The sequence below is a fragment of the Haloplanus natans DSM 17983 genome, assembly GCF_000427685.1.
In the GTDB taxonomy this organism is placed as follows: Archaea; Halobacteriota; Halobacteria; order Halobacteriales; family Haloferacaceae; genus Haloplanus; species Haloplanus natans.
The window spans coordinates 2,093,245-2,118,156 of record NZ_KE386573.1 but is presented as its reverse complement, the minus strand read 5'-3'; the positions used below and the strand labels follow the sequence as shown (position 1 = coordinate 2,118,156).

Annotated in this window: 26 protein-coding genes; 15 read left to right on the top strand and 11 right to left on the bottom strand. The window is 67.5% G+C overall.

Annotation, left to right across the window (positions count from 1 at the left end; genetic code table 11):
• Positions 1 to 21: 21 nt before the first annotated feature.
• Positions 22 to 1,317, bottom strand: a complete 1,296-nt coding sequence (locus HALNA_RS12990) for an ATP-binding cassette domain-containing protein (RefSeq protein WP_049936777.1) — start codon at positions 1,315 to 1,317, stop codon at positions 22 to 24.
• The gene (btuC, locus tag HALNA_RS12985) at positions 1,314 to 2,324 is read right to left on the bottom strand and encodes a vitamin B12 ABC transporter permease BtuC (RefSeq protein WP_049936776.1); all 1,011 of its coding nucleotides are present in this window, start codon (positions 2,322 to 2,324) and stop codon (positions 1,314 to 1,316) included. The genes HALNA_RS12990 and btuC overlap by 4 nt, the downstream gene beginning before the upstream one ends.
• 101 nt (positions 2,325 to 2,425) lie before the next feature.
• On the opposite strand from btuC, the gene srp19 reads away from it, so the two are divergent.
• The 3 genes from srp19 to HALNA_RS12970 all read left to right on the top strand — a co-directional run bounded on the left by srp19 (position 2,426) and on the right by HALNA_RS12970 (position 4,088).
• The gene (srp19, locus tag HALNA_RS12980; protein ID WP_049936775.1) at positions 2,426 to 2,704 is read left to right on the top strand and encodes a signal recognition particle subunit SRP19; all 279 of its coding nucleotides are present in this window, start codon (positions 2,426 to 2,428) and stop codon (positions 2,702 to 2,704) included.
• A 76-nt stretch (positions 2,705 to 2,780) separates the two neighbouring features.
• Entirely contained in the window at positions 2,781 to 3,011 is a 231-nt protein-coding gene (locus tag HALNA_RS12975; protein ID WP_049938067.1) for an H/ACA ribonucleoprotein complex subunit GAR1, read from the top strand.
• Between the two features lie 75 nt (positions 3,012 to 3,086).
• On the top strand, positions 3,087 to 4,088 hold the full coding sequence (locus HALNA_RS12970) for a presenilin family intramembrane aspartyl protease PSH (RefSeq protein ID WP_049936774.1): 1,002 nt from the start codon (positions 3,087 to 3,089) through the stop codon (positions 4,086 to 4,088).
• 1 nt (position 4,089) lies between these two features.
• On the opposite strand, the gene HALNA_RS12965 is transcribed toward HALNA_RS12970, so the two are convergent.
• A complete protein-coding gene (locus HALNA_RS12965) occupies positions 4,090 to 4,566 on the bottom strand; it encodes a PUA domain-containing protein (protein WP_049938066.1) in 477 nt (158 codons plus the stop codon).
• Positions 4,567 to 4,752: 186 nt separating this feature from the next.
• Between HALNA_RS12965 and HALNA_RS12960 the strand changes: the two genes are divergently transcribed.
• The 4 genes from HALNA_RS12960 (at position 4,753) to HALNA_RS12945 (ending at position 10,298) form a co-directional block, all read left to right on the top strand.
• Positions 4,753 to 7,023: a sensor histidine kinase gene (locus HALNA_RS12960; RefSeq protein WP_049936773.1), complete on the top strand. Its 2,271-nt coding sequence runs from the start codon at positions 4,753 to 4,755 to the stop codon at positions 7,021 to 7,023.
• An 85-nt stretch (positions 7,024 to 7,108) separates the two neighbouring features.
• Positions 7,109 to 7,951 carry an MBL fold metallo-hydrolase gene (locus HALNA_RS12955; protein ID WP_049936772.1) on the top strand — a complete coding sequence of 281 codons (843 nt, stop codon included), beginning with the start codon at positions 7,109 to 7,111 and terminating at the stop codon, positions 7,949 to 7,951.
• Positions 7,952 to 8,029: 78 nt separating this feature from the next.
• Complete coding sequence (locus HALNA_RS12950; protein WP_049936771.1) at positions 8,030 to 9,271, top strand: hypothetical protein; 1,242 nt, start codon at positions 8,030 to 8,032, stop codon at positions 9,269 to 9,271.
• Positions 9,272 to 9,398: 127 nt separating this feature from the next.
• Positions 9,399 to 10,298 carry a hypothetical protein gene (locus HALNA_RS12945; RefSeq protein WP_049936770.1) on the top strand — a complete coding sequence of 300 codons (900 nt, stop codon included), beginning with the start codon at positions 9,399 to 9,401 and terminating at the stop codon, positions 10,296 to 10,298.
• Positions 10,299 to 10,304: 6 nt separating this feature from the next.
• On the opposite strand, the gene HALNA_RS12940 is transcribed toward HALNA_RS12945, so the two are convergent.
• On the bottom strand, positions 10,305 to 11,279 hold the full coding sequence (locus HALNA_RS12940; protein WP_049936769.1) for a transcription initiation factor IIB: 975 nt from the start codon (positions 11,277 to 11,279) through the stop codon (positions 10,305 to 10,307).
• A gap of 428 nt (positions 11,280 to 11,707) precedes the next feature.
• On the opposite strand from HALNA_RS12940, the gene HALNA_RS12935 reads away from it, so the two are divergent.
• Positions 11,708 to 12,550: a TrmB family transcriptional regulator gene (locus tag HALNA_RS12935; RefSeq protein WP_049936768.1), complete on the top strand. Its 843-nt coding sequence runs from the start codon at positions 11,708 to 11,710 to the stop codon at positions 12,548 to 12,550.
• On the opposite strand, the gene panB is transcribed toward HALNA_RS12935, so the two are convergent.
• The 3 genes from panB to HALNA_RS12920 all read right to left on the bottom strand — a co-directional run bounded on the left by panB (position 12,514) and on the right by HALNA_RS12920 (position 14,993).
• The gene (gene panB / locus HALNA_RS12930; protein ID WP_049936767.1) at positions 12,514 to 13,284 is read right to left on the bottom strand and encodes a 3-methyl-2-oxobutanoate hydroxymethyltransferase; all 771 of its coding nucleotides are present in this window, start codon (positions 13,282 to 13,284) and stop codon (positions 12,514 to 12,516) included. The genes HALNA_RS12935 and panB overlap by 37 nt on opposite strands.
• A gap of 125 nt (positions 13,285 to 13,409) precedes the next feature.
• Positions 13,410 to 14,327, bottom strand: coding sequence for a ketopantoate reductase family protein (locus tag HALNA_RS12925; protein ID WP_049936766.1), 918 nt, complete (start codon positions 14,325 to 14,327; stop codon positions 13,410 to 13,412).
• A 6-nt stretch (positions 14,328 to 14,333) separates the two neighbouring features.
• Positions 14,334 to 14,993: an AIM24 family protein gene (locus tag HALNA_RS12920; protein ID WP_049936765.1), complete on the bottom strand. Its 660-nt coding sequence runs from the start codon at positions 14,991 to 14,993 to the stop codon at positions 14,334 to 14,336.
• Between the two features lie 105 nt (positions 14,994 to 15,098).
• Between HALNA_RS12920 and HALNA_RS12915 the strand changes: the two genes are divergently transcribed.
• On the top strand, positions 15,099 to 15,386 hold the full coding sequence (locus HALNA_RS12915) for a HalOD1 output domain-containing protein (protein ID WP_049936764.1): 288 nt from the start codon (positions 15,099 to 15,101) through the stop codon (positions 15,384 to 15,386).
• Positions 15,387 to 15,548: 162 nt separating this feature from the next.
• Here HALNA_RS12915 and HALNA_RS12910 read toward each other — a convergent pair whose 3' ends face one another.
• Positions 15,549 to 16,190 (bottom strand): TetR/AcrR family transcriptional regulator, encoded by a 642-nt coding sequence (locus tag HALNA_RS12910; RefSeq protein ID WP_211226019.1) that lies wholly within the window; start codon positions 16,188 to 16,190, stop codon positions 15,549 to 15,551.
• Between the two features lie 108 nt (positions 16,191 to 16,298).
• On the opposite strand from HALNA_RS12910, the gene HALNA_RS12905 reads away from it, so the two are divergent.
• From HALNA_RS12905 to HALNA_RS12895, 3 genes are all read left to right on the top strand, one after another.
• Complete coding sequence (locus HALNA_RS12905) at positions 16,299 to 17,936, top strand: COG1361 S-layer family protein (RefSeq protein ID WP_245576034.1); 1,638 nt, start codon at positions 16,299 to 16,301, stop codon at positions 17,934 to 17,936.
• The gene (locus HALNA_RS12900; protein ID WP_245576033.1) at positions 17,926 to 20,460 is read left to right on the top strand and encodes an efflux RND transporter permease subunit; all 2,535 of its coding nucleotides are present in this window, start codon (positions 17,926 to 17,928) and stop codon (positions 20,458 to 20,460) included. Before HALNA_RS12905 ends, HALNA_RS12900 begins: the two co-directional genes overlap by 11 nt.
• 134 nt (positions 20,461 to 20,594) lie before the next feature.
• Positions 20,595 to 21,221, top strand: a complete 627-nt coding sequence (locus tag HALNA_RS12895; protein WP_049936763.1) for a chemotaxis protein CheW — start codon at positions 20,595 to 20,597, stop codon at positions 21,219 to 21,221.
• A gap of 6 nt (positions 21,222 to 21,227) precedes the next feature.
• On the opposite strand, the gene HALNA_RS12890 is transcribed toward HALNA_RS12895, so the two are convergent.
• Both HALNA_RS12890 and HALNA_RS12885 read right to left on the bottom strand, forming a co-directional pair.
• A complete protein-coding gene (locus tag HALNA_RS12890; RefSeq protein WP_049936762.1) occupies positions 21,228 to 21,629 on the bottom strand; it encodes a hypothetical protein in 402 nt (133 codons plus the stop codon).
• A 1-nt stretch (position 21,630) separates the two neighbouring features.
• Positions 21,631 to 22,335: an RAD55 family ATPase gene (locus tag HALNA_RS12885; protein WP_049936761.1), complete on the bottom strand. Its 705-nt coding sequence runs from the start codon at positions 22,333 to 22,335 to the stop codon at positions 21,631 to 21,633.
• 150 nt (positions 22,336 to 22,485) lie between these two features.
• On the opposite strand from HALNA_RS12885, the gene HALNA_RS12880 reads away from it, so the two are divergent.
• Complete coding sequence (locus tag HALNA_RS12880; protein WP_049936760.1) at positions 22,486 to 23,220, top strand: RAD55 family ATPase; 735 nt, start codon at positions 22,486 to 22,488, stop codon at positions 23,218 to 23,220.
• A 4-nt stretch (positions 23,221 to 23,224) separates the two neighbouring features.
• Here the strand turns inward: HALNA_RS12880 and HALNA_RS12875 are convergent, their stop codons facing one another.
• On the bottom strand, positions 23,225 to 23,560 hold the full coding sequence (locus HALNA_RS12875; protein WP_049936759.1) for a winged helix-turn-helix domain-containing protein: 336 nt from the start codon (positions 23,558 to 23,560) through the stop codon (positions 23,225 to 23,227).
• Between the two features lie 147 nt (positions 23,561 to 23,707).
• On the opposite strand from HALNA_RS12875, the gene HALNA_RS12870 reads away from it, so the two are divergent.
• Both HALNA_RS12870 and HALNA_RS12865 read left to right on the top strand, forming a co-directional pair.
• Positions 23,708 to 23,989 carry a DUF7521 family protein gene (locus HALNA_RS12870; protein ID WP_049936758.1) on the top strand — a complete coding sequence of 94 codons (282 nt, stop codon included), beginning with the start codon at positions 23,708 to 23,710 and terminating at the stop codon, positions 23,987 to 23,989.
• 148 nt (positions 23,990 to 24,137) lie between these two features.
• Positions 24,138 to 24,845, top strand: a complete 708-nt coding sequence (locus HALNA_RS12865) for an archaellin/type IV pilin N-terminal domain-containing protein (RefSeq protein ID WP_049936757.1) — start codon at positions 24,138 to 24,140, stop codon at positions 24,843 to 24,845.
• The last annotated feature ends 67 nt before the right edge of the window (positions 24,846 to 24,912 follow it).

Here is a 24,912-nt window from a genome sequence, read left to right as displayed (position 1 = left end):
CGCGGGAGTAAGGCTATCGACCTACGGCCGCGGATCGGTTTCGACGTCCCGGCGCGGGGTGACATCCGACCCCGCCGCGACGACCCGCCGAACCGCGTCGACGACGACCCGGGGCTCGTCCGCGACGACGACGCCCCGATCCCGGAGTCGGTCGTCGAGGCGTCGCCCCGGCGCGCCGGCGACGTTGCGTTCCTCGATCGGCCGGCCGTCGACGACGACGACCGGCCGACTGGCGTCGAGAACGGCGTCGAGGACCGGTCGGTTGCCCGGCGCGATAGTCACGTCGGCGACGACGACGGCGTCCGCGTGCCGGACCCGATCGGCGACGGCCGCGCGTGCCCCGTCGTCTACGGGAGCGTACGGCGGGACTGTCACGAGGTCGGCGTCGATCGTTCGGGCCGTCTCGGCGTCGCGGTCGTCCGCGCTCACGGCGCCGACGGAGGGCTCGAACCCCGCGGCGTCGAGACGGTAGAGCAGCGGCGTGGCGGCCCCGCCGCCACCGACGACATGGACCCGGCCGTCCTCCTCGTCCGCCTCGTCGGTGCCGAAGGCGGTCACGGACGCCGACCCCGTGATCGGATGCTCGGTCACCGTCGCCCGGACGCCGAACGCCGCCTCGACGGTCGCGTCCGTGAGCACCGACTCGGGCGGGCCGGCCGCCCGGATCTCCCCCCCGTGGAGCAGCCTGAGTTCGTCGCAGTACCGCGCCGCGAGATCGAGGTCGTGGATGGCCGCGACGACTGTCCGCCCCTCGTCGACCAGATCGGCGACCAGTTCCAGCGTTCGGACCTGGTGGTTCACGTCGAGGTCGGAGGTCGGTTCGTCGAGCAGGAGGACGGGCGTGTCCTGGGCAAGCGCCCGCGCGAGGACGACGCGCTGACGTTCACCGCCGCTCACGTCCGTCACCGGGCGGTCGGCGAGATCCGAGACGGCCGCGCGCGCCATCGCCTCGTCGACGGCCGCGCGGTCCGCCGCCGTCCGGGTACCCAACCGGCCGACGTGGGGCGTTCGACCCATCGCGACGACGTGCCGGACGGGGAAGTCGAACGCCGAGGCGGTCGACTGCGGGACGGTCGCCACGAGCCGACTCGTCGCCCGCGACCCGAGACCGGCGATGTCCTGCCCGGCGACCCGGACCGTCCCTCGATCCGGCGTGAGTGCGCCGTTGATCGCCCGGAGGAGCGTCGTCTTGCCGGCGCCGTTCGGGCCGACGAGGCCGACGAACCGCCCCTCGTCGACGCTCGTCGACACCGAATCGAGGACGGACACGCCGCCGAGGGTAACCGAGATATCCGAGACGTCGATGGCGGGCGTCACGGTGTCCGCACCTCCCGGTTGCGGAGCAAGTAGAGAAAGAAGGGGGCGCCGACCGCGGCGGTGACGATGCCGACGGGGAGTTCCGCGGTGCCCGCCCGCGCGACGGTGTCGGTCGCCACGAGGAAGGCGGCGCCGGCGAGCGCGCTGGTCGGGAGGAGGATGCGGTGGTCCGGGCCGACGAGCAAGCGCATGACGTGCGGGACGACGAGGCCGACGAAGCCGATGACGCCCGCGACGGCCACCGCGGCGGCGGTCAGGAGACTCGACACGGCCAGCAGAAGGCGTTTGGTCCGCTCGACTTCGATCCCCAGCGAGTGGGCGTCCTCCTCGCCGAGGAGGAGGACGTTCAGATCGCGCGCGTAGACGAGAAGCCCGAAGAAGCCGGGGACGACGACGGCGGCGACGACGCCCGCTTCAGTCCACGTGCTGTGCTGGAGGTGGCCCATCAGCCAGTAGATCGCTTCGCGCAGGTCGCGCCCGGCCTGGACGAGCATGAACGAGACGACGGCGCCGAGGAAGGTCTGGATCGCGACGCCGGCGAGCAGGAGCGTTCCGACCGGCGTCCGTCCGCCCTCCGATGCGAGAACGTAGACGCCGAACCCGGCGAGGAGCGCGCCGACGAAGGCGGCAACGGGGAGCGCGACCGGGAGGGCGATCGGTGCGAGGATGGCCGCGACCGCCCCCGTCGCCGCGCCCGCGGAGACGCCGACGATCGAGGGGTCGGCCATCGGGTTTCGGAAGAAGCCCTGCATAACCGTCCCCGCCGACGCGAGGGCGAACCCCACCAGTGCCCCGAGGACGATGCGAGGGAAGCGGATCGACATGACGATGGTTCGGTGACCCGCCGGCGCGTCGGTCGTGCCGTCGAGGAGCGCCGCGAGCGCGATATCGGCGACGCTTCCGACGCCGATCGCCACCGGTCCGATCGTGGCGCTGACTAGTGCCACGGCGACGAGCGCACAGAGTAGTCCGACGACCCACGCGCCCGTCCGGACACGCGTGTTCATCGTTTTACAGCCGTGCTTGCAGTAGATAAGTATTTGTTGCATATGAGCGGCCCCTGGCGACCATCCAAAACCGTATTACGGTCGGCCCGCCGCGTAGGCGTATGGTGGAGAACGTCATCTGGCCCGCCTATCTCGACGCGACCAAGACGCGCGCCGAGGGGCGGCGCGTCCCCCGCGACGAGGCGGTCGACGACCCGACGGTCGACGAGATCGCCGAGGCCGTCCAGCAGGTCGGCTACGACGCGGTGATCGAACGCGACACGACCTACCCCCGCGAGTACGAACCCCGTGGACGGGTCCTCGTCAAAGGGGCCGACGACGCGACGAAAAACGATCTCGTGCAGGCCATCGCGGCCTACGTGGGCATCCTCCGGAACTGATGATCGCCGCCCCTCAGTGTCGACGGCTCGCCGGGCGGATACGACCGACCGGGACCCACTTCCGGTGGCGGTCGTGATGCGTCGTCTCGGCACCGTCACCCGGACCGCACAGGGGTTGGCCGTCGTCCGCTGTGACGAGGGATCGGACGCTCCGGACATCGGCACGACAGCCGTCGACGACTCGCTCTCCGACGTGGGTCGAGTCGTCGACGTGTTCGGTCCCGTCTCCCGGCCGTATCTCGCCGTCTCGCCCGCCAACCACGTCCGTCTCCCGGACCTCCTCGGGACGACGCTGTACGCCCGATGACGACCGGACATCGGTCGCTCGATTTCGGCCGGCAGTATCACAATCCCCAAGCCACCGCCGCCCCAACTGACGCTCATGAACGCGCGTGAGGCCCGTGGCGTCGCCGTCGCCGCGGCCCTGTTTCTCCTCGTCCAGGTCGGGGCGCTCGCGATGGTCGGCCCCTTCGAGACGGCAGGGTATCAGGCCGTCGAGGACCCCTCCGACCCGACGAACAGCCTCGTCTACATCGTTGCCATCCTCGTCGCCACGGGCTTGATGCTCGCGGCCTTCAAATACGCCTTCGAGCGAGCAGTCAAGGCCGTCGTCGTCTTCTCCAGCGCCCTCGTCTCGTGGTACGTCTTCGGCGTCGTCGCCCCGCCGCTGGTCACGCTCGGCTCGGTCAACCTCGTCGCCATCGCGCTCTCCATCGGCGTCGCCGTTGCCCTCCTCGTCTACCCCGAGTGGTACGTCATCGACGCCGCCGGCGTCGTAATGGGCATCGGCGCCGGCGCCCTGTTCGGCATCAGCTTCGGCCTCCTTCCCGCCATCCTCCTCCTCTCGGTGCTCGCCGTCTACGACGCCATTAGCGTCTACGGCACCCGCCACATGCTCAGCCTCGCCGAGGGTGTGATGGAACTGCGCGTCCCCGTCATTCTCGTCATCCCGCTCTCGCTCTCCTACTCCCTCCTCGCCGACGACTTCTCCGGCGCGAACGAGGTGGGCGAGGACGAGGCGTCGCCGCCCACGGCGACGGACGGCGAGGGGATGGACGATGCGGACGAGGGCCCCGGCCGAGACGCCTTCTTCATCGGCCTCGGCGACGCCGTCATGCCGACGGTCATGGTCGCAAGCGGCGCCTTCTTCTCGCCCGCCTCCTCGCTCGGCGTCGCCGCCCTCCCCGCGCTCAACCTCCCCGCGCTCTGTGCGATGATCGGAACCTTCCTCGGCCTCGGTATCCTCCTCCGGGCGGTGATGAAGGGTCGTGCCCACGCCGGCCTCCCGCTCCTGAACGGCGGCGCAATCGGGGGCTACCTCCTCGGCTCCGTCGTCGCGGGCGTGCCGCTCGTTCGGGCCGTCGGATTGGCACCGTACCTCTGATCTACGCCGATCCCGCGCCCGCTCGCACCTTCACTGCCATCCCCGTCTCGAAATCGGCCATCGCGTCGGCGGCGAGTTCTGCTCGCCCGACCGCTAGCAGGTCGCCGTCCGCGTGGACGACGGTCACCTCGTCGTGTGGTCGTACGTCGTCGTCCACGTCGCGAACGAACTTCGCGAAGACGTTCTTGCCGTCGCGGACGAAGGGCTCACTCTCGGAGCCGACGACGACGCGGGCCGCGGGTGCGGGGAGCGCCGCGACGAGCCGTCGGCCACCCTCCAGACCCAGCGTGAACCGGCCGTCGACCCCGTAGGAGACGATCCGTCCCGCCCCCGCCCGAACCTGCCGCGGTCGACCGCCGGTCGAGTGGCTCACGTCGAGGGTGTCGTCGTGGGGAAAGAGGGCCGCCCCCGCGCCCGCGCCGAACTGGTAGTCGGCGACCGTCCGCAACCGGGCGAGTTCGTCGTCGGTCCCATTCATGTCCGTCCGTCGCGGGGCGACGGTGAAAAGCCTTCCCGGCTGCCTGCGTGCGCGCCCGTCGGTCGGGTCGACGCCGTCCCACGGCTCGTCCACCCGTGACTTTACATACGGGCTAGCAAAATACGTTGTACAGAGCGGATTCGGTGTCGCCTCCCCCTGAACCGAGTCCACCGGACTCGACAGCCAATGGCCCTGCAACGGACCCCACACACCCCGTTCCTGTTGTTCCTCGGCGGACTGCTGTCGCTGTTCGCCGTTGCCCTCTGGTATCTCGGCCGCGAGGACGAAACCGGGGGGATGCGGCTGGGTGGCCTCCTGGCGCTCTTCGGCGGGGCGTGGGTGTTTCTCTTCACCGCGCAGCTATCGAGCACGGCGCTCGCGGCGAAGGTGTTCTGGCGCGTGCTCACGAACGCCGCCATCCTGTCGCTTGTTATCGTCTGGTTGGCGTACGTCTGCTGGTACACCGGGCGATACGAGTGGCTCTCGCGTCGGGTGTTCGCCGCCCTGTTGCTCGTTCCCGTGAGCCTAGTGGCCGTCGCGGCGGTGCCGGATGCGCGCCACCTGCTGTTCGCCGACGCCGAACTGGTCCGGGTCGGCTCGTTCGTGACGCTCGACGCCACGTACGCGCCGGCCTTCTTCGCCTATCCGGCCGTCGGCTACGCGGTACTCGGCGTCTCGTTCCTGTTGCTTGCGGGCGCGGCGATACAGACGCGTGGTCGCTTTCGCTGGCAGATCGCCCTCCTGCTGTCGTTCGCGAGCATCCCCGGAACGGCCGTTCTCGTCGACCTGGCCGGATACGCCCCGGTTCCGGGACTCGACCTCGGACCGGTGTCCGCCGCGGTGATGGCCGTCGCTGGCGCGTTCAGCGTCGTCCGATTCGAGTGGCTGGATCTGACGCCTATCGCCCGGGATCAGGTGTTTCACTCGATGGCCGACGCCGTCATCGTGGTCGACGCCGACGGCCGGATCGTCGACCTCAATCGGCGAGCCGAGCGGGTCGTCGGCGACGCGGCCGCGGACGCCGTCGGCCGGCAGCTCTCCGATCTGGCGCCGGCGCTCGCGCCGGCACTCGACGCCGTCGGCGAACGCACACAGTCCGAGGTGACCGTCGATACGTCAGACGGTCAGCGGGTGTTCGACCTTCGGCTCTCGTCGGTGACCCCGTCGACCGGCGGCCGGACCGGCTACGCGCTCATCCTCCACGACATCACGGCCCGGAAGGCCGCCGAGAACCGTGCCGACCGCCGAAGCCGCCGGATCGAACGCCTTCTCCGGGTCGCCAACGACCTCGCCGCGGCCCGCCCCGCCGAGGCAGTTTTTCGACGTGCTGCCGACGGCGGCCACGAGGTGTTCGGCGCCGATGTCTGCCGGATCGCCGTCGTCGACGGCGACCGGTTCGTTCCGGTCGCTAGTTCCGTCGATGGCGCCGCCGAGAACCTGCCGTCACAGCCGATCGACGCCGGGTTCGCGGGGTCGACGTATCGGACCGGGGAACCCATCGAGGTCGACGATCTGACCGACGTTCGGGGCGGCTCGTCGCGGCTCGTCGCCGCCGACGCCGACCCCACGTATCGATCGCTGTTGAGCGCCCCGATCGGTGATCGCGCCGTCGTGCAACTGCTGTCGACGGAGCCCGGCGACTTCGACGAGGACGACCATGAACTGGTCTCCCTTTTTTCGTCGCACGTCGCGACGGCCGTCGACCGCGCCGAGGCGGAGTCCGATGTCCGCGACGAACGTGATCGATTCGAGAAGTTCGCCAGCGTCGTCGCCCACGACCTTCGGAACCCACTGACCATCGCCAGCGGGCGACACGAACTCCTCGCGGACGACGACGACGTGCCGGACGACCACGTCGAACCGCTGGGGACGGCGCTCGACCGGATGGAGTCGATCATCACTGACCTGCTCACACTCGCTCGCCGTGGCGACGCCGTCGGGGAGGTCGAACCGGTCGACCTGTCGGCCTGCGTCGCCGACGCGTGGGCGACCGTCGACACCGGTGCGGCGGAACTGCGCCGCGTCGACGACCTTGGCCGGATTCGCGCGGACCGCGGTCGGCTGCAGGAACTGTTCGAGAACCTGTTTCGGAACTGTGTGGAGCACGGCTCCACGAGCAGTCGGTCGGAGACCGACGACAGCGAGGGATCAAAAATCCCTCGGGCAGACGGCGAAGCCGTCGACAGCGTCGAATACAGCTTCGACGACGCCGACTCGCCCGTCACCGTCCGGGTCGGATCGCTCGACGACGCCCACGGCTTCTACGTCGCTGACGACGGTCCCGGCATCCCCGAATCCGAGCGTTCGAGCGTCTTCGAGTACGGCCACTCCTCCACCGACGACGGCACCGGCCTCGGATTGGCGATCGTCGACGGCATCGTGGGGGCACACGGCTGGGAGATCACCGTCGACGACGCCGCGGACGGGGGCGCGCGCTTCGACGTGATCGTCGACTGATGCGTTCGTCGCGTGTGCCCGCCGAGCGCGTCGCGTGTGCCCGCCGAGCGCAACCCTTAGCATCCGACCGGCCGCACGAACGAGCATGGCACACGAACTCGGCGAGAGCGACTGGGGGGACTGGCTCCCGACCGCCGTGGCCGACGCCGACCCCGACGGCGTCGCGATCTGGTATCTGGGCTGTAACGGCTTCGTCCTGAAAGGTAGCGAGGGAACGACGATCCTGATCGACCCCTACTGCGGTCTCGGCGACCCGCCGCGGACGGTGCGGATGATCCCCGTGCCCTTCGATCCGACGGACGTGACCGACGCCGACGCCATCCTCGCGACGCACGAACACTCCGATCACGTCCACGGCCCGACGCAGGCGCCGATCCTCGCGGCGACCGGCGCGGCGTATCACGCCCCCGACGCCAGCATGGCGGTCGTCGAGCGGGGTGGGTGGATCGACGACTGGAGCATCACCGCCGAGCAGTTCGTCACCGTCACCGAGGGCGAGTCGTTCGAGGTCGGCGAGTTCACGGTCCACGTCGTCGCCGTGAACGACCCCGACGCCGACCACCCCGTCGGCTACGTGATCGAACACGAGGCGGGTACGGTCTTCCACGGCGGCGACAGCCGGCCCGCCGACTCCTTTACCGACGTGGCCGACCGATTCGACATCGACATCGGCGTCCTCGCGTTCGGATCGGCCGGCCGCATCCCTGATAAGGAAACCCGGAAACCGACCCGGACACAGTGGTACCCCGACGAGAACGCCGTGATCCGCGCGGCGAACGCCCTCGAACTCGATCGCCTGTTGCCGAGTCACTGGGATGTCTGGAAGGGGCTGACGGCCGATCCGACCGCACTCCATCACCACGCGGCGAGTTTCGACTACCCGGAGCGCCTGGAGGTCGTCGAAATCGGGGATCGCGTCGATCTGTAATCCCAGTCGAACGATCCGCTGTACGGCCGCGTTCGGCCTGCCGGTTGTTTTATGCTCCCACTGGAAACAGTAAGGCGCATGGCGAACGACCCAGACCCCGACATCCCGGTGTCAGTGACGACGGGGGAGGTGCGCGTGGGAAAGGCGTTCGAGGCCGACCGGTTCCCGGTCCCGGCCATCGCCTTCGAGATCGAATCGGTGGCCGACGAGCCGATTCGGATCCGGCTCGTCGACGATATTCCGGAGTCGTTCCCGATGGAAGGCGTGGGCTTCCATCCCGACTACGAGGGTGACAACTGGACCGCGTACCGCGACAACCGGGTCGCCTACGAGCGGACGCTCGATCCCGACGAGTCCGTCCTCACGGTGTACGGCATCCGAATCGACGACCCCGAAGAGGCCGAGGATTTCCTCGGCGACCCGACGGTCGAACTGATCGAACACGGTGACGCCGCGGCGACTGGCGACGTACTCGGCCGGGAGACGACACAGGTCGTCCGCGACGCGCTCTCGGGAGAGGAGTCGCGGGACCTGTCGGGACTCGGGGGCGATCCGTTGCTCGACGACGCCCCGCCCGCCCCGCGCGAGCGAGCGGAGGACCCGATCACCGTGAGCGGCGACCGGGACGAGAGCGTGACGACCGTCGCAGTCGAAGGGGACGAAGCGGACAACGAGGAGACCGACGCCGTCCCGTCCGCGGACGCCGCCGAAGCGCTCGACCCGCGTTCCGGGGACGCGGCGGTGGAGGCGGAACCGGAAACCGACGCCGAATCCGCTCCGGCCGGGGCCGCCGTCCCGGGATCGGTCGCGGCCGCCCTCGCCGCCGAGATTCGCGACGGCACGGTCGACGACGAGGATCTGACCGTCCTGTGTGAGGCGTTCGAGGCCGCCGAGGACGAGGACGTGCCCACGAGCGTCGACGTGCGCATCGGCCGCCTCCAGTCACGGATCGAGGATCTGCTCGCCTACCGCGACGCCCTCGCCGACTTCCTCGATGAGAACGGGACCGCCGAGGAAGTCGTGGGCGAGGTGAGCGAGGACCTGAACGACCTGTCCGAGCGGGTCGCGTCGCTCGAAGATACGGCCGCGGACGCCGACGCCGAACGGGAGAGTCTCGACGCGGCGGTGGAGGCGGTTGCCGACCGGGTCGACGCCGTCGCGGACGACCTCGACGACCTGTCCTCGACCGTCGAGACGGTTCAGGAGCGTCTCGACGCCGTCGAGGACCTCGAATCCGACATCGAGGACATCGAGGCCGAACTGGACGACCTCCGCTCCTTCCGTGACCGCCTGAACAGCGCCTTCGGCACCGAGGAGTGATACGGTTTATTGGGAGTCATTGCCGGTAGGTCGCCGAGACGGTCCGGCGACCGACAAACAGTTACGATAATCCGTATGAGCGGCCGAAAACGCAATCGGTAAAGCCCGTGCCTCCGTCCCTCCGACAATGCCTGAGACGGTTCGGGTCGCCGTCCCGCGGAAGGGACGCCCGCTGGAGGCGGTCCTCGAACGCTTCGCGGCCGTCGCCGGGGTCGCCGGCCTCGCCGACGACGTATCTTCGACGCTTCGCTACGAGAAGGCGATAACCAAGGGAACGGCGACGGCCGAGCGCGACGTATACGAGCGACTGGCGGCCTACAGCGACCTCTCGAACCCGCATCGCCCGGAGTATACGCTCCTGCGTGACGACCGCGAGGGGAAACCCCGACGGATCGTCTTCGACAGCGTCGCTGTTTCCGTCGACGGCGTGACCGTCGAACTGATCGGCCGCGAGGAGCCGTTCCGCGCGCTCCGAACCCACGAGTTCGGCCTCGGCTTCGACAGCGCCGACCTCGTCCTCGAGGAAGTGGTCACGCTGGGGGAGACGGGCGTCGAATCCATCGCCGACGTGAACGCCCGAATCGACCCACGGGATACGGACGTGCGGGTCGTGAGCGGCCTCGGCGATACGGTGTATCACACCTTGCTGGCGACGCCGGAGGCCCTGCCGCCGGGCGCCGACCTCGACCGCTCGTTCGTCGCCGACTACGAGGGAGCGCTCTGTATCTCGCCGCGATACGAGCGCCTCGTCCGAGCCGTCCTCGGGACGCGCGCTCTCGACGACGTGACGTTCACGTACCCCGATCCGTCGGTGGAGGAGGAGGCCGCCATCGCCGAGGTGGGGCTGGGCGTCTATCTGACGATGACGGGGTCGACGGCACGGGATCACGGCCTCGTCGTCGGTGACGATCTGTTCCCGAGCGAGACGGTGTTGATGGAGAACGTCGCGGAGGCAGGGCCGGCCGCCGAACGGTTGGAGGCGGCACTGACGGGTGCGGATTTGGAGACGGCTATCGGACCGCTGTAAGGTGCTCTACGCGGCGCCGCGAGCCGCGTCGGGATCGGTTCCGGCTTCGAGGAGTTCGGTGTAGCGGTTGCGGACGGTCACTTCGGACACGTCGCTGACGGAGCAGACCTCCTTCTGGGTCACCTTCTCGCCCTCGAGGATCGAGGCGGCGTAGAGCGCCGCGGCCGCGAGGCCGACGGGGCTTTTCCCGCTGTGGACGCCACTCTCCATGCCCTCCTCGAGGAGGGAACGGGCGCGAGTCGTCGTATCGCCGTCGAGGTCGAGATCCGAGGCGAACCGGGGTAGATATTCGAGGGGGTTGGCGGGTTCGATTGCGAGTTCGAGTTCGCGGACGATGTAGCGGTAGGCCCGCGAGAACTCCTTGCGCTCGACGCGGCTGACGGGTTCGAACTCGTCGAGACTCCGGGGGACGGAGGCCTGTCGGGCGGCGGCGTACAGCGACGCCGTGGCCATCGCCTCGATGGAGCGCCCGCGCAGGAGGTCGTCCTCCAGCGCCCGGCGGTAGACGACACTCGCCGTCTCGCGGACGGTCTCGGGCAGGCCGAGCGCGGAGGACATCCGATCGATTTCGCCGAGTGCCTGCTTCAGATTGCGCTCTTGGGCGTTCTTCGAGCGGAAGCGCTCGTCCCAGGTGCGCAGACGCTGGAGCTTCCGACGCTTGCTCCCGTCGATGGTCCGACCCTTGGCGTCGCGGTCCTGCCAGTCGATGACCGAGGAGAGGCCGTCGTCGTGGAGGAGTTTGGTCGTCGGCGCCCCGACCCGGCTCTTCTCGGCGCGTTCGCTGGAGTCGAAGGCGCGCCACTCGGGGCCGTGGTCGATCCCGTCTTCCTCGACGACGAGACCACACTCGCTGCAGGTCGTCTCGCCGTGGGACTCGTCGACGACGAGCGCCGCATCGCACTCCGGACAGACGCCCTCGTCGGTGGTCGTCGCACGCTGTTCCCCGCCGGTCTCTCGGAGGGTTTCGGACTGCTGGCTCATGATTGTTGGAGGCGGCGTGTGGCTGCGGTTCGCTTCACAACCACTCCTACGACTGGTAGTATCTTAATAGTTTCCACTGTGTTTTTACTCCAATCGAAACAGCTTGCGTGCCGGGATATCACGGCACACGCTTGGCGATACTGTTCAGATTAGAGAGAGTGCGCTGAAGACACCTCGAAAGCCCCCGGCGTCCCCGGAAGCCTTCGGCTTCTGGTGTGCTCACGAGAGCTTCGCTCTCGTGATCGTCTCGGCTCCCGGGACTCGCTGCGCTCCTCACTGCGTTGCGGTGCTTGCGTCGTCCGGGCTTGCCGAGTCGGGGCTTTCGAGGTGGTCCCGGTTTCACCTGCTTATCCGAACACTACCCGCTCGGCGACCCGACTCTTTTTGGTGGTGTCATCCTTACCGGGGATCGAACCGGGAGAGTCGTCGTGACGAACAATACACCAACGAACGCAGAAACGGACACGCTCGTCGAGGAGGTCGTGGGGACGCTCCGGACCTTCGAACTCACCGAGTACGAGGCGAAATGTTTCGTGGCCCTGACGCGCCTGCGCGAGGGCACGGCAAAGGAGGTGAGCGATGTCGCGGACGTGCCGCGCGCGCGCATCTACGACAGTATGGACGCGCTTCAGGACCGCGGGTTGGTGAGCGTCCAGGAGTCGAAACCCCGACGATTCCGGGCCGTCTCCCCCCGCGAAGCCGTCGATCTCCTCGAACGGGAGTGTCGGAGCCGACTGGAGCGTCTCGGCACCGCCCTCCCCCGACTGGGATCGCCGAACCGAACCACGGGCGCCGGCGAGGTGTGGACGATGGAAGGCGAGGCGGCCGTCGCCGAACGACTCGCGACGCTCGTCGCCGACGCCGACTCGGAGGTGTTGCTCGCCATCGCCGTCGACGACCTGCTCAACGACGACCTGATCGACGCGCTGGCCGCCGCGGTCGACCGCAGCGTCGACATCGTGATCGGGTCACCCGGCGAACCGATCCGCGAACGCCTGCAGAAGGCGGTCCCCGACGCCGACGTGGTCGAGACGTGGACGTGGTGGGAGGCTCACCCCATCGAGGCCGGCGCCGTCACGAGCGTCTGCATGGTCGACGGCAACGCCCTCCTCGTCAGCGCCGACGCCGAAACCGAACTTCCCGGCGTCCGCAAACACCGGGCGATCTGGACCGACAGCGCCGACGCCCCCGTCGTCGGCCTGATGCGCCCCCTGCTCGCCACCGCGATCAGCGGTCAGGGAAACGAGCCGTCCTCCACCGCGTCCCGATAGGCCGCCACCGCTGATTCGATCTCCCCTCGCACGTCTCCGAACTCCTCGGCGAAGGGGGGGACCGACTCCGAGAGGCCGATCACGTCCGTCAACACGAGCACCTGTCCGTCCGTCTCGGGGCCGGCGCCGATACCGATGACCGGGATGTCGAGGTCCGCGGTCACCTCGGCCGCCAACTCGTCGGGGACGTGTTCCAGCACCAGCGAGAACGCGCCCGCAGCCTCGTGTTTCGCGGCGAGGTCACGGATCTCCGCGGCGGCTTCCTCGGTCGTTCCCTGCCGCGCGTAGCCGCCGATCTGGTTGCGACGTTGCGGCGTCAGGCCGAGGTGGGCCATCACCGGTATCCCCAGGTCGACGAGCCGTTCGGTCAGGGCAACCGTGTGCGGCCCGGATTCGATTTTGACCGCGTTGGCGCCCGCCTCCTTGAGCAGTCGTCCCGCGTTCTCGACGCCATCGGCTTCGCTCGCCCCGTAGCTCATGAATGGCATGTCCGCGACGACGAGGGCCCCGTCGGCCGCGCGCGCCACCGCGCCGGTGTGACTCGCCACCTCGTCCATCGTGACCGGGAGCGTCGAGTCGTACCCCAGCACCGCGTTGCCCATGCTGTCGCCGACGAGGATCACGTCGATCCCGGCCGCGTCGACGATGGCCGCCGTCGGCGCGTCGTACGCCGTCAGCATCGTCAGCGGCTCGCCGTCCGCCGACGCCCGCTGTATCTCCTGGACCGTTGGCATGGTCGGTGGATCGCCCGCCGGGGAATTAACCCTACTCCCTTCCACCCGGACACGACCCGTTCGGCCGTTTCGTGACTGCCGGGGAGCGTTTCCATCTCCAGGATCGTCGTGTGCGGCACGTCGAGCTATTCGTGTCCGGGTGGACGGACGCCGACGCCCGCCTCCCACCCCCGGATCAGGTCGGCGAGCGTCCGGTTGACCGGCGCCGACGTACCGGTCGCCGCCGCGCGATCCACCACGTAGCCGTTGATCGCGTCGATTTCCGTGCGCCGTCCACGAGTCACGTCCTGAAGCATCGACGATCGGTTCCGTGCCGTCTCGCGCGCGACCGTCTCGGCCGCGTCCCGCGCCGTCCCGTCGTCGAGGTCGGTACCCGCGGCGCGGGCGACGGCCGCCGTCTCGACGGCCGCCGGCCGGGCGAGCGCCGCGAGTGGCCGCTCCGTCAGCGCGCCGTTTTCGACCCGTGAAAGCGCCGTCACGGGGTTGATCGCCGCGTTGACCGCCAGCTTCTCCCAGAGCCGGGTCCGGATGTCGGCCGTGGCCGCGGCGTCGAGACCGGCCGCGCGAAACGCCGCGGCGACTCGATCCGCCGTCGTCGCGTCGTCTACCGGCCGCCACGCGCCGACCGTGATCGTTCCGCGGCCGGTCCACTCGACGTGCCCCGGGTCGACAAGTCGCGCCCCGTACGTCGCCGTCCCGGCGAGGACGGATGCGTCGACGGTGTCGGCGAGTACGTCCTCGTTTCCCATCCCGTTCTGGAGCGAGCAGACGGCGTCGTAGTCGCCGGTCGCGAGCGTCCGCGCCGCGGCCTCGGTGTCGTAGGTTTTCACCGTCACGAGCGCGAGGTCGGCGCTCGTGCCCGTCGCGTCCGTCGTCGCCGCCGGCCGAACGTCGACCGATTCGACGCCCGTGATCCGCAGGCCGTCGTCGTTCACCGCCGTGGCGTGGGGGTCGCGCCCGACGAGGCTCACGTCGTGCTCGCGGGCGAGGAGGCCACCGACGAGGCTGCCGAGGCTCCCGGCGCCGAAGACGAGGATCTCCATCCCGGCTTACGCACCCTCCTCGAACGGCTGGACGACGACGAAGCCCCCCTCACCCTCGAAGGATAGCTGGTAGGTTTCGTCGGAGGACTGGCCGACCAGATCGCTCAGACTCCGGTTCACGTCCGCGCTCGGCGAGAGCGACCCGCTCCACGCGACGGTCGCGCTTGGATCGGTCCGCACCGGCGGCTCAAGCACGACCGGATCGCCGTGGGTCGTGATCGCCACGTCGCCCGGTCCGGTGAGGTAGACGTTGGTCAGCCCGCCGGCCGAAGAGCCGGCGAGGCTGTCGATGGTCCCGATTTCGTAGTCGACGGTGTCGGCGAAGGCGAGCACGTCGTTGCCGTTGACCGAGATGGACTCACCCTCGTCGAGGGTGACGAGACCCACCTCCTTGCCCCCGTCGGCGAGGTAGAGCCGTCCCGTCCCTTCGGCCTCCATCACGGGTGTCCCCTCGCTGGTCGCCTTGCTCTTGATGAAGCCCGTCACGCCACCCTCGGCGGAAGCCTTCCCCGAGAACGTCACGTCGCCGCTGTACGCGACCATCGATCCCGCGAGTGCCGTCACGGCGCCGTCGAGATCAACGGCGAGCAGCTTGCGATTCTGTAGCTGGAAGGTGTCCCCTCCCTCGGTCGGTGCGTTCGCGCCGGCGAATCCCTCGAGTGACATGCGTGTTTACGTCCCACGCGTCGGTCAAATCGATGGCGATCCGTCAGGTATCACAATAGATAATTTGGCCAGTAGCGTTATATGTGGGGAGACGAACTCTCGGGTATGTCAGCGACCGGCGACGAGAGTACGACGACGATGGCGGCCCCTCACCGACTCGAAATCGACTGGGACCGACGCGAACCGGTCAGCTTCACGGTGCAGGCGGCCCTCGGCGACGTCGAGGGATGCTCGGCAGTGGAACTGGACCCGCTCGCGGATTACGTGGACCCCGACGCGCTCGAAGCCTTCTTCAGCGGCTCGGCGGCCGAAGTGGCGACCCGGAGCCTCTCCTTCGAGTACGAAGGCTACACCGTCCACGTCGACGGCACCGGACACGTCCGCATCAACTGATAGGGAGTATCGTAGCCAACCGGAGGGCCAGCGATCATCGGCTGGCTGTGGTCTCCGATTCGGACGAAACCGAACCGATGAACAACTCCGATAATCCCTACGAGCGTCGGTCACCCGTTCGACGACTCGCCGGTATCGACGTACCGTGCCGGACGACGCCGGTCACCCCTTTTTGTCTTCTCGTAGCAGTCGACACCGAAGGTAGGCTTCGACTTCGTCCCTGATGGCCGCGACATCCACGGCGTCGGCTGCCGTTGCCCGCCTGAGCGTCCCACCGTTCATCACTGTCAACAGGAACTCGGCGACGGCGTCGGCGTCGGCCGGTCGGTAGACACCCTCCGCGATACCGCGTTCGACGATGTCCGCGAGGTTCCGTCGGAACCGGCGGTCGTTGGCCGCGAAACACTCCTCGAACGTCTCGTTGTGTGGCGCCTGCCCCCGGAGCTCCACCATCACCTTCGTCAGTTCGGCCCGGTCGGCGTCCGGGTCCGGTGCGAGGACGTACTCGATGACGGTCCACAGGCAGTCGTGGGCGTCGCCTCCGGTCGGCTCCGGCACCTGCGTCTCGAAGTGTTCGAGGAGGAACTCGAGCAGCGCCACCAGCACCTCGTCTTTCCCCCCGTAATGCTGGTAGATGAGCGACTTGCTCTTGGGAAACTCGTCGCCGATCCGCTGGATGGTGAGGTTCTCGTACCCGTGTTCGATCAGCGCCTCGTAGGTCGCGTGCATGATCGTCGTCCGGGTGTCGTCGGTGTCGCGCCCGAAGGGGTCGTCGAAGGCCACGGTGACTGAATGTTCATTCACAACTTATTTACTTCGTTCTACCCATCATTCTCGTACCCGCCCGGGTCGGACGCCCCCGTCGCTCCTCGCGCCCTCCGCGAGCGATTCCGGCGCGCACAGCACGCATCCATGCACTCTACACACCGATCGCTCCTCCTCGTTGCACTCGTCGTCCTCGCTACCGTCGCGGCGACCGGCATTGCCGCCGGTCAGTCCTCGTCGGGCACCGTCATCGGCCGGCCGGACATCGAGGTGTACACCTCGACGACCGAAGTCGAGCCCGGCACCCGGACCGATCTCGACCTCGTCGTCTCGAACGACGGCCAGTTGCGCCGCGGTGGACCGTCACAGTACGAGCAACGCGTCACCACCGCCCGCGGCGTCTCCGTCGACGTCGAGGCGGGTGATACGCCCTTCGAGATCAACACCGGCCGCGTCGCCGTCGGCGAGGTACCGCGCGGGACGACGGCTATCGACCCCATCTCGATCACCGTCCCGGAGAACGTCGACCCCGGCCGCTACCGGGTTCCGATCACCGTCTCGTACAGCTACACCGTCAGCGTCGAGTACGACGCCGTCGGCTCGCCCGAGTACAACGACCTCACGCGCGAGGAGACGCAGTACGTCACCCTCCGGGTCCCCGATCAGGCGCAGTTCGACGTGGTCGATACGTCCACGACGGCCCAGATCGGCGACACCGGAAGCGTCACCGTGACGCTCGAAAACGACGGCACGCGGACCGCCCGCGACGCGAGCGTCGTCCTCTCCTCGGCGACGGACGAACTCACCTTCGGCAGCGGCTCGACGAGTTCGACCGGCTACGTCGGGGAGTGGAAGCCGGGCACGAACGCAACGGTCGAGTACACCGTCGAGTTCGACGACGGCGCGACCCTGCGCAACTACAGCCTCTCGGCGACCGTCGAGTACGAGGACACCGACGGCATCGCGCGCACCTCCGAACCGCTCGCGGTGGGCGTCCGACCCGCTCCGGAACAGACCTTCGAGCTCCGCGACACCGAGTCGACCCTCCGGGTCGGTGAGGAGGGCCACTTCGCCGGCACCGTCGTCAACCGTGGTCCCGACACCGCCCGCCAACCGGTGGTCGTCTTCGAGTCATCGAACCCGAACGTCAACGTCGAGTCGAACGAGTACGCCCTCGAAACGCTCGAACCCGGGGAGTCGGGCGAGTACGACTTCGACGTGGCGATCAGCGACGCCGCGAGCGCCACCACCCAGCAGTTCAACGTCTCCGTCCGCTACCGTAACGAGCGCGGCGACGTGCGCCGGAGCGACCCGCTCAACGAGCGGGTGACGATCGAACCCCAGCGCGACCGGTTCAGCGTCGAGGCGATCAACCGCACCGTCGTCGCCGGCGGGACGACGACGCTCGAACTCCGCGTGACCAACGAGGGTGACGACCCCCTCCGGGACGTGGAGGCCAAGGCGTTCGTCCAGTCCCCGCTCAGCAGCGACGACGACGAAGGGCTGGTCTCGACGCTCGACCCCGGCGAGTCCGCGACGTTCGTCATCGGCCTGAGCGCGAGCGGATCGGCGCTGGAGAAAGAGTACCCTGTCTCCATCGACTTCCAGTACGAACTCCCCGATGGCGACACGGAAGTGTCGGAGACGTACCGCGTGCCGGTCTCGGTCGAACGGCAGGAGGGCGGTGGGCTCCCCTTCCTGCCGATCACCGTCGGCGCGCTCGCGGTAACGGGACTCGGCTTGCTCGTCCGGTACCGTCGGAACGGGTCGACCGGTGGCGACTGACCGACGCGTGCCCGCCGTCGACCCCCGGCGGATCGTCGACGCCCTCGATTCGTGGATCGTCGACCGGCCCGGTCGGGTGATCCTCGTCTTTCTCGTCGTCTCCGGCCTCTTCGTCGCCGGCCTCGGCGGCGGCGGCACCGACTCCGGCACCGACCAGTTCACCGAGGACGTGCCCGCCGAGCAGGCACTGACGGAGATCAACGACAACTTCGAGCGGATCACGTTCGGCGACGACGCCGGCACGACGCAGTTGATCCACGAGGGGACGAACGTCCTCTCGAAACCCGAACTGTTGCGGATGCTGGAGGCCCAACAACGTCTCGCCGACGACCCCGACCTTCAGGTGTCGAGCACGTCGAGTGTTGCGCGCTCGGTCGCCCGGACCCTCGACCCTTCCGCCGACTCCATCGATGACGAGATTCGCGCCGTCGAGCGGGCGACGCCGGCCGAAATCGACCGCGCCGTGCGGACGACCGTCGAGCGGAATCCGGGGCTTCGCGCCCTGCTCAGCGAGGATTTCAACGCCCGATCGGCGTCGGCGTCGGCCACCATCGGCACGGTCACCCACCGCCTCCCCGGAGGCGGGAGCGACGGCCCGGGAACGAGCGACTCCAACCCGCTCACCGCCATCCAGCTTCAGGCCGCGTACACCGTCGACGCCGTCGGCGGCGACATCACCGTCTTCGGGAGCGGCATCACGAGCGAGGAGTTGGGCAACGTCATCAACGACTCGCTCGGCCTCGTGATTCCCGCGGCTGTCGTGCTCATCCTGCTTTTCCTGATCGTCGCGTATCGCGACCCGCTCGACCTGTTGCTCGGCCTCGTCGCCCTCGCGATGACGATGCTCTGGACGTTCGGCTTCATGGGTCTCGCTGGCATCGCCTTCTCCCAACTGCTCGTCGCCATCCCCCCGCTCTTGCTCGCGGTGGGCATCGACTTCGGTATCCACGCCATCAACCGATACCGCGAGGAACACGTCGGTGACGTGGACGTCCGGGCAGCGATGCGCGTCGCCACCGACCAGCTACTGATCGCGTTCTTCATCGTCACCGGGACGACGGTGCTTGGCTTCGCGGCCAACCTCAGCAGCGGGCTGAGTTCGATCCGCGAACTCGGCATCGTCGCCGCGGTGGGCATCGTCTTCACCGCCCTCGTCTTCGGTATCTTCCTCCCGGCGGCGAAGGTGCTCGCCGACCGCTGGCGCGAGCGCCTCGGCGTCCCCGAATTCGGGACGGCGGCGCTCGGCTCCGAGGAGTCGCTGCTCGGCCGGGTGCTCCCGGTCGGCGTCTACGTCGCCCGCGCCGCCCCGCGTGCCTTCCTCGTCGTCGTCCTCGTCTCGACGGCCGTCCTCGGCCAGTACGGCGCCGGCGTCGACAGCCGGTTCACACAGGACGACTTCCTCCCGCCAGAGGAGCCGCCGGCGTATCTCGACTACGTCCCCGAACCCTTCCGGCCCGGCGACTACACGGTCACCGAGACGACGAACTTCCTCGAACGCAACTTCCAGACGGGCGAGGAGGACACCACCCAGGTGTACGTCGAGGGACCGCTCCACCGCGACGACGCCCTCGAATCCATGTGGCGGGCCGGCGAGGACCCCCCACCGAGTTTCGTCGCGGACGGCGGGCACGCCCGCGAGACGAGCATCGTCACCGTCATCCGCGCCTACGCGGCTCAGGACCCGGAGTTCGCGACGCTGGTCGCCCGCAACGATCGCAACGACAACGGGATTCCGGACGACAACCTCCGGACCGTCTACGCCGCTCTCCTCGACTCGCCGGCCCGTGACCGGGCGCTCGGCTACATCACGGACGACTACTCCAGCGCCCGGATCGAGTACGCCGTCGAGGCGGACGCGTCACAGGAAGCCGTCACCGACGACACCCGCGCCGTGGCCGACCGGATGCGGTTCGAGGCGACGGCGACCGGCGGCGTCATCGTCCTGAAAGCCGTCTCCGACGTGATCGGCGCGTCCGCGTTCCGGAGCCTCGTCATCGCCCTCGTCGCCGCCGCGGGCTTTCTGGTCGTCGTCTACGGCCTCCTGGAGGGGCGCCCGTCGCTCGGCCTCGTCAACGTCCTGCCAATCGCCCTCACCGTCGCGGCGCTGGCGTCGACGATGCGCTTTCTCGACATCCCGTTCAACGTCCTGACGGGGACGAGTCTCTCCATCGCCATCGGCCTCGGCATCGACTACTCGGCGCATCTCCTCCATCGGTTCGTCGAGGAGTACGATAGCGCGACGGACGCCGACGTGGCGTTGCTCGCGACGGTGCGCGGGACGGGCGGTGCCCTCACCGGCAGCATGCTGACGACCGTCTCCGGCCTCGGCGTGCTCTGGCTCGCTATCTCCCCCATTCTCGGACAGTTCGGCCTGCTGATCGCTCTGAGCGTGCTCTACTCCTATCTCGCCTCGATCCTCGTTCTCCCGACGACGCTCGTCCTTTGGGACCGATACGTCGCCGCGGGCGCCGGGAGTGCGCTCGCACTCGGGGGAGCGGACGCCGACCCGTCGCCGCTCGACTGATACGGATCCCGGGTGGTTCGTCGGCCCGTCCCGGCGACCCACCGGTGCTGACGTACAACGACCCGCACGACCGAGTATCACGGTTGAGAACCCGGTGGCCGGGTTTATTATGAGGTGGTACGAACGCCGCCGCAATGACGGAGCCGACCACACAGCCCGACCCGGACGCCGACGACGCCGCGGCGGAACTCGACGAAGAGATGGCCGCGGCCCTCGCGGACATCGACACGTCCGACGCGGCGTCGTCCGTCGCGGCCGTCGTCGACGCGGACGACGTGTCGCCCGAGGCTGACGGGGACGTGACGGACGACGAGGACTCGACCGACGACGAGACGATTTCGGTCCTCGAGTTCGTCCTTGGCGACGAGCGCTACTGTCTGGACATCACTTTTATCGAACAGATCGTCGAACGCGGGACGGTCACGCGGATTCCGAACGCGCCCGACTTCGTCGAGGGCGTCATCGACCTCCGTGGCGACATCACGACCGTCATCGACCCGATGGAGACGCTGGCGGCCGAGTCGGAGGACGACGGCGACCTGATCGTCGTCTTCGACTCGACGCGGATGGACGACGAGTGGAGCGTCGGGTGGGCCGTCGACGGCGTCCGGCGGGTGTCGACCGTCTCGCTTTCGACGGTCAAGGAATCCCCGGTCGACGAACCGTGGATCAACGGCGTGGTCAACCGCGACGACGGCGAGTTCGTCATCTGGACGGAGCCGGGCGAACTGATGCGCACCGACGGCGCCGACGCGGCGTAATACGGCCTACCGGCGCCGGAGGAACTCGGGGAGTCGAATCCGATCTAGCCCGTCTTCGGGAACGACCGTCGGTTCCGGACGGTCGGTCATGCTCGGTGGTCCGTCCCGCGACCGACGCCGCGGGCCGGGCGTCGATCCGCCGGCGTCGCCGTCCGCCTCGACGACGAGGTCCTCCCACACCGCCATCGACTTCTCCCCGTGCCGTCCCGACGCTTTCCGCCGTCCCTCCTCGTAGGAGAGTTCGATCAGGCTCCGTTCGTAGGTCGTCTCGGTGGCGTCGAGGACCCGTTCGTACTCCTCGCAGTTCGGATTCCCGAGACTCCGAGCGACGCCCAGAGCGAACGCCCGTTCGAGCGCTCCTTCCTTGTCCAAGTCGTCCCAGTCGGTGTCGAACTCGGCGTCGTACATCTCAGGCCTCGAGTTTCCGTGTGGCCCTGACGTGCAGGCCGTCGTCGTCGAACTCGATGGGGTGGATGTCGCCGTCGATGTCCGTCCCGCGCATCTTGATGATCTGGACGCCGCGGCACATTCCGTCCCCCTCCATGTAGTTGTGCATGAAGACGACGCCGTGGGCGAGGTAATGTTCGTCGGCGTAAGACGTCGGGTCGGTCATCTCCGAGATCAGGAGGGTCGTCGCGTCGACGCGCTTGAGCGAGGTGAGAAACTGGACGAACGCCTCGTGGTTGTCGGGGTAGAAATACTGCAGTATCATCGTCGAGTCGATGACCAGACGGTCGATTTCGCGGGAGTTGATGAACCCGACTAGCCGGTTGGTCATGTTCTGGACGCCGGAGGAGAAGTCGTTGCCGCCGGAACCTTTCAACAGCCGTTTCGCGTTCGAATCGAAGACGTTCCGGAACTGAAAGTTCCCCGACTGTGCCGCCTTTTCGAACCCGAAGTCGTAGGCGCTCATGTCGTGGGTCAGTTCCGCCTCCGTTTCGTGCATGCTCAGAAAGAGACATTTCTCCCCCATCCGGGCCCCTTCCGTGACGAAATGCGAGGAGAACGTCGTCTTCCCACTTCCCGGTGGCCCGCTGAGAATGTACAACCGATTCCGGAGGAGTCCCCCGTCGACGAGTTCGTCGAAACCGTCCACGCCGGTGGAAAGCCTCATTGAGCGGACATCGCCGGTCCGAAGCAAATAGGTTGCGCCCGTGTTCTCACGTGTGAAAATCGGAGCCAGTAGCGTCCGTTCTACTGGTGTGAGCGCTCCGTCTCCGCGTTGCGAATTTATTTCAGTCAGTCCACGTAACTGTGTGTCGTAATGACCGAGCTGACGCGGACCGGAATCGAGGGTCTCGATTCGATCCTCGGTGGGGGTATCGTCGACAATGCGACCGTCCTGATCAGCGGCAATCCGGGAACCGGGAAGAGTATCCTCGGCCTCCAGTACATCTACAACGGCGTTCGGGAGTTCGACGAGAAGGGGATCTATCTCTCCTTCGAGGAGAACCGGGAGGACATCGCGCAGGCCGCCGAATCCATCGGATTCGACGACTGGCGCGAACTGGTCGAGGAAGACGAAATCCTCATTTACGACAAACAGGAACTGCTCCGGCACAACGACTTCAACGACACGCTCGAACTGTTGCTCGACGAGTTCGAGGAGATGGCGTACGAACGACTCGTCCTCGACTCCCTGACCATGTTCGAACTGTTCTTTGCGGACGAAACGGAGAAGCGGACCTACCTCCTCAAATTCTCGGACATCCTGAAGGCGAACGGGCTGACGTCGCTGCTCATCGCCGAGCAGTCCGCGGTCTTCCCGGAACAGGACATCGGTCTGGAGAACTTCCTCACCGACGGGAACATCTACCTGATTCAGACGCCGACCGAGTCGGGCGTCAACCGGTATATTTGGGTGGCCAAGATGCGCAAACAGGATATCGAGACGGATATCTTCCCCATGGACATCAGCGAGGGCGGCATCACCGTCCACGAACGCGCCGCTGGATTCTCGATGATGGGGCAGCGTGACGGTCCGTTCCCGGGCGAGTAGGTGCCTACTCCGACAGCGTCCGCCAGACCTCGTCGATCTGGTTTTTGACCCGCCGGCGCTCCTCGACCTCCACCGAGACGTCCCCTTCGCTGAAGTTCACGACGACCTCCTCGATGTTTCGGCGATAGACGTTGACCCGGCGTCGCTCGTCGGACAACACGCGGTCGTGGTGTTCGAGCAAGTCCGCTTCCTGCAGTTCCTCGATCCGGCGATAGCAGGTCGCGATCGGTACGTCGAGTTCGTCGCTGAGTTCCTGGGCCGAACGCGGTTCGTGAGCGAAACTCAGTATTTGCGGGTTGTACTCGTTGCCCAGAACCCGCAACATCTCGATCCCGTCCATTCGTTATCAGTTTAGATACGGGGGAACACAATAAAACGTACTGTCGGACGCACGCAAGACGGCCGCTCCGTCGACGGGGGGTATCAGCGATGAGAATATCACGACCAGATTTATACTTCGGTGTGGCAAGCTCATTGACGAACCCACATGCTCCTCGTCGAATACCTGTATCTCGCCGCGACGGCCATCCTAGTCATCTCCGGATTGACGATGGTCGGCATGGCGATCAGAGCGTACCTCCAGACAACCCGACGGGCGATGATCCACGTCTCGCTCGGCTTCGGCCTCATCGCCGCCGCCGCCATCGCGACTGCAATCAGCGCGTTCGTCACCGACTTCCAGGGCGTTCGCTCCCTGTTGCTGGTCAACAGTGGCCTCTCGTCGCTCGGCTTCATCTTCGTCGTCTACAGTCTCGTCATCTACGACTGATACTCGATCGATTCGGTATTTCCGGCTGTAAAACCGCCTCATACCCTCGTTTTCACGAGTGATATTCGGGAGCGTATCTTTATGTGTGATTTCGAGAACGGTAGAACAGAGCCCGTGGGCACCACGACCCCGGGTTACACAACAAACGATGTTCGAAGAACGAACTGACAGGGGTCAGGTCGGTATTGGGACGCTCATCGTGTTCATCGCGATGGTCCTGGTCGCGGCGATCGCGGCTGGCGTCCTCATCAACACCGCCGGCTTCCTCCAGACGCAGTCAGAACAGACGGGTCAACAGAGCAGTGCGCAGGTCACCGACCGGCTCGAACCGGTTTCGAAGACGGGGAACGTGTCGGCGTACGACTCCTTCAACCAGACGATCGTGTCGTCGACCACTCCGTACAGTGACGGGAACAATACTAACGTCTCCTTGCGGGTCAACGAAGTGTCCTTGGTGGTTCAGAAAGCACCGGGGGCAAGCGACATCAACATGAGCGCGACGACGTTCGAACTGGTCGGTCCGGAGGGCACCGATCGGTTCGCGTTCACCAACGAATCGGTGGTCAATCGGACCGGTGCGGCCGGACCAAACGACCGAACCCGCGCGCTTCAGGACGACGACACCTCGCTCAACGCGTCCGACGGCAACAGCGGCCTCATCCTGAACAGCCGCACGGACCGTCTGGTGGTCACGCTCAACATGACCGAGATGGCGACCAACGGCGCGTTCGTCAACGAACCGCTGGAGCCCGGCGACACGGTCACGCTCCGTGTCAACACCGAATCCGGCGCGACGAGCATCATCCGCATCCGGGTGCCCCAGTCGCTCGCAGGCGAGGAATCCGTCGCACTCTAAGGCCGACCTGCTCCCCTTCGGGCCGCACCGAATCTTTATGTTTTCACTCCAGAAAGTGGTAACACTG

Coding starts and splice junctions, on each gene's coding strand:
- btuC (WP_049936776.1), bottom strand. CDS start 2,324: ATGAACACGCGTGTCCGGACGGGCGCGTGGGTCGTCGGACTACTCTGT.
- srp19 (WP_049936775.1), top strand. CDS start 2,426: ATGGTGGAGAACGTCATCTGGCCCGCCTATCTCGACGCGACCAAGACG.
- HALNA_RS12975 (WP_049938067.1), top strand. CDS start 2,781: ATGCGTCGTCTCGGCACCGTCACCCGGACCGCACAGGGGTTGGCCGTC.
- HALNA_RS12970 (WP_049936774.1), top strand. CDS start 3,087: ATGAACGCGCGTGAGGCCCGTGGCGTCGCCGTCGCCGCGGCCCTGTTT.
- HALNA_RS12965 (WP_049938066.1), bottom strand. CDS start 4,566: ATGAATGGGACCGACGACGAACTCGCCCGGTTGCGGACGGTCGCCGAC.
- HALNA_RS12960 (WP_049936773.1), top strand. CDS start 4,753: ATGGCCCTGCAACGGACCCCACACACCCCGTTCCTGTTGTTCCTCGGC.
- HALNA_RS12955 (WP_049936772.1), top strand. CDS start 7,109: ATGGCACACGAACTCGGCGAGAGCGACTGGGGGGACTGGCTCCCGACC.
- HALNA_RS12950 (WP_049936771.1), top strand. CDS start 8,030: ATGGCGAACGACCCAGACCCCGACATCCCGGTGTCAGTGACGACGGGG.
- HALNA_RS12945 (WP_049936770.1), top strand. CDS start 9,399: ATGCCTGAGACGGTTCGGGTCGCCGTCCCGCGGAAGGGACGCCCGCTG.
- HALNA_RS12940 (WP_049936769.1), bottom strand. CDS start 11,279: ATGAGCCAGCAGTCCGAAACCCTCCGAGAGACCGGCGGGGAACAGCGT.
- panB (WP_049936767.1), bottom strand. CDS start 13,284: ATGCCAACGGTCCAGGAGATACAGCGGGCGTCGGCGGACGGCGAGCCG.
- HALNA_RS12925 (WP_049936766.1), bottom strand. CDS start 14,327: ATGGAGATCCTCGTCTTCGGCGCCGGGAGCCTCGGCAGCCTCGTCGGT.
- HALNA_RS12920 (WP_049936765.1), bottom strand. CDS start 14,993: ATGTCACTCGAGGGATTCGCCGGCGCGAACGCACCGACCGAGGGAGGG.
- HALNA_RS12915 (WP_049936764.1), top strand. CDS start 15,099: ATGTCAGCGACCGGCGACGAGAGTACGACGACGATGGCGGCCCCTCAC.
- HALNA_RS12905 (WP_245576034.1), top strand. CDS start 16,299: ATGCACTCTACACACCGATCGCTCCTCCTCGTTGCACTCGTCGTCCTC.
- HALNA_RS12895 (WP_049936763.1), top strand. CDS start 20,595: ATGACGGAGCCGACCACACAGCCCGACCCGGACGCCGACGACGCCGCG.
- HALNA_RS12890 (WP_049936762.1), bottom strand. CDS start 21,629: ATGTACGACGCCGAGTTCGACACCGACTGGGACGACTTGGACAAGGAA.
- HALNA_RS12885 (WP_049936761.1), bottom strand. CDS start 22,335: ATGAGGCTTTCCACCGGCGTGGACGGTTTCGACGAACTCGTCGACGGG.
- HALNA_RS12880 (WP_049936760.1), top strand. CDS start 22,486: ATGACCGAGCTGACGCGGACCGGAATCGAGGGTCTCGATTCGATCCTC.
- HALNA_RS12875 (WP_049936759.1), bottom strand. CDS start 23,560: ATGGACGGGATCGAGATGTTGCGGGTTCTGGGCAACGAGTACAACCCG.
- HALNA_RS12870 (WP_049936758.1), top strand. CDS start 23,708: ATGCTCCTCGTCGAATACCTGTATCTCGCCGCGACGGCCATCCTAGTC.
- HALNA_RS12865 (WP_049936757.1), top strand. CDS start 24,138: ATGTTCGAAGAACGAACTGACAGGGGTCAGGTCGGTATTGGGACGCTC.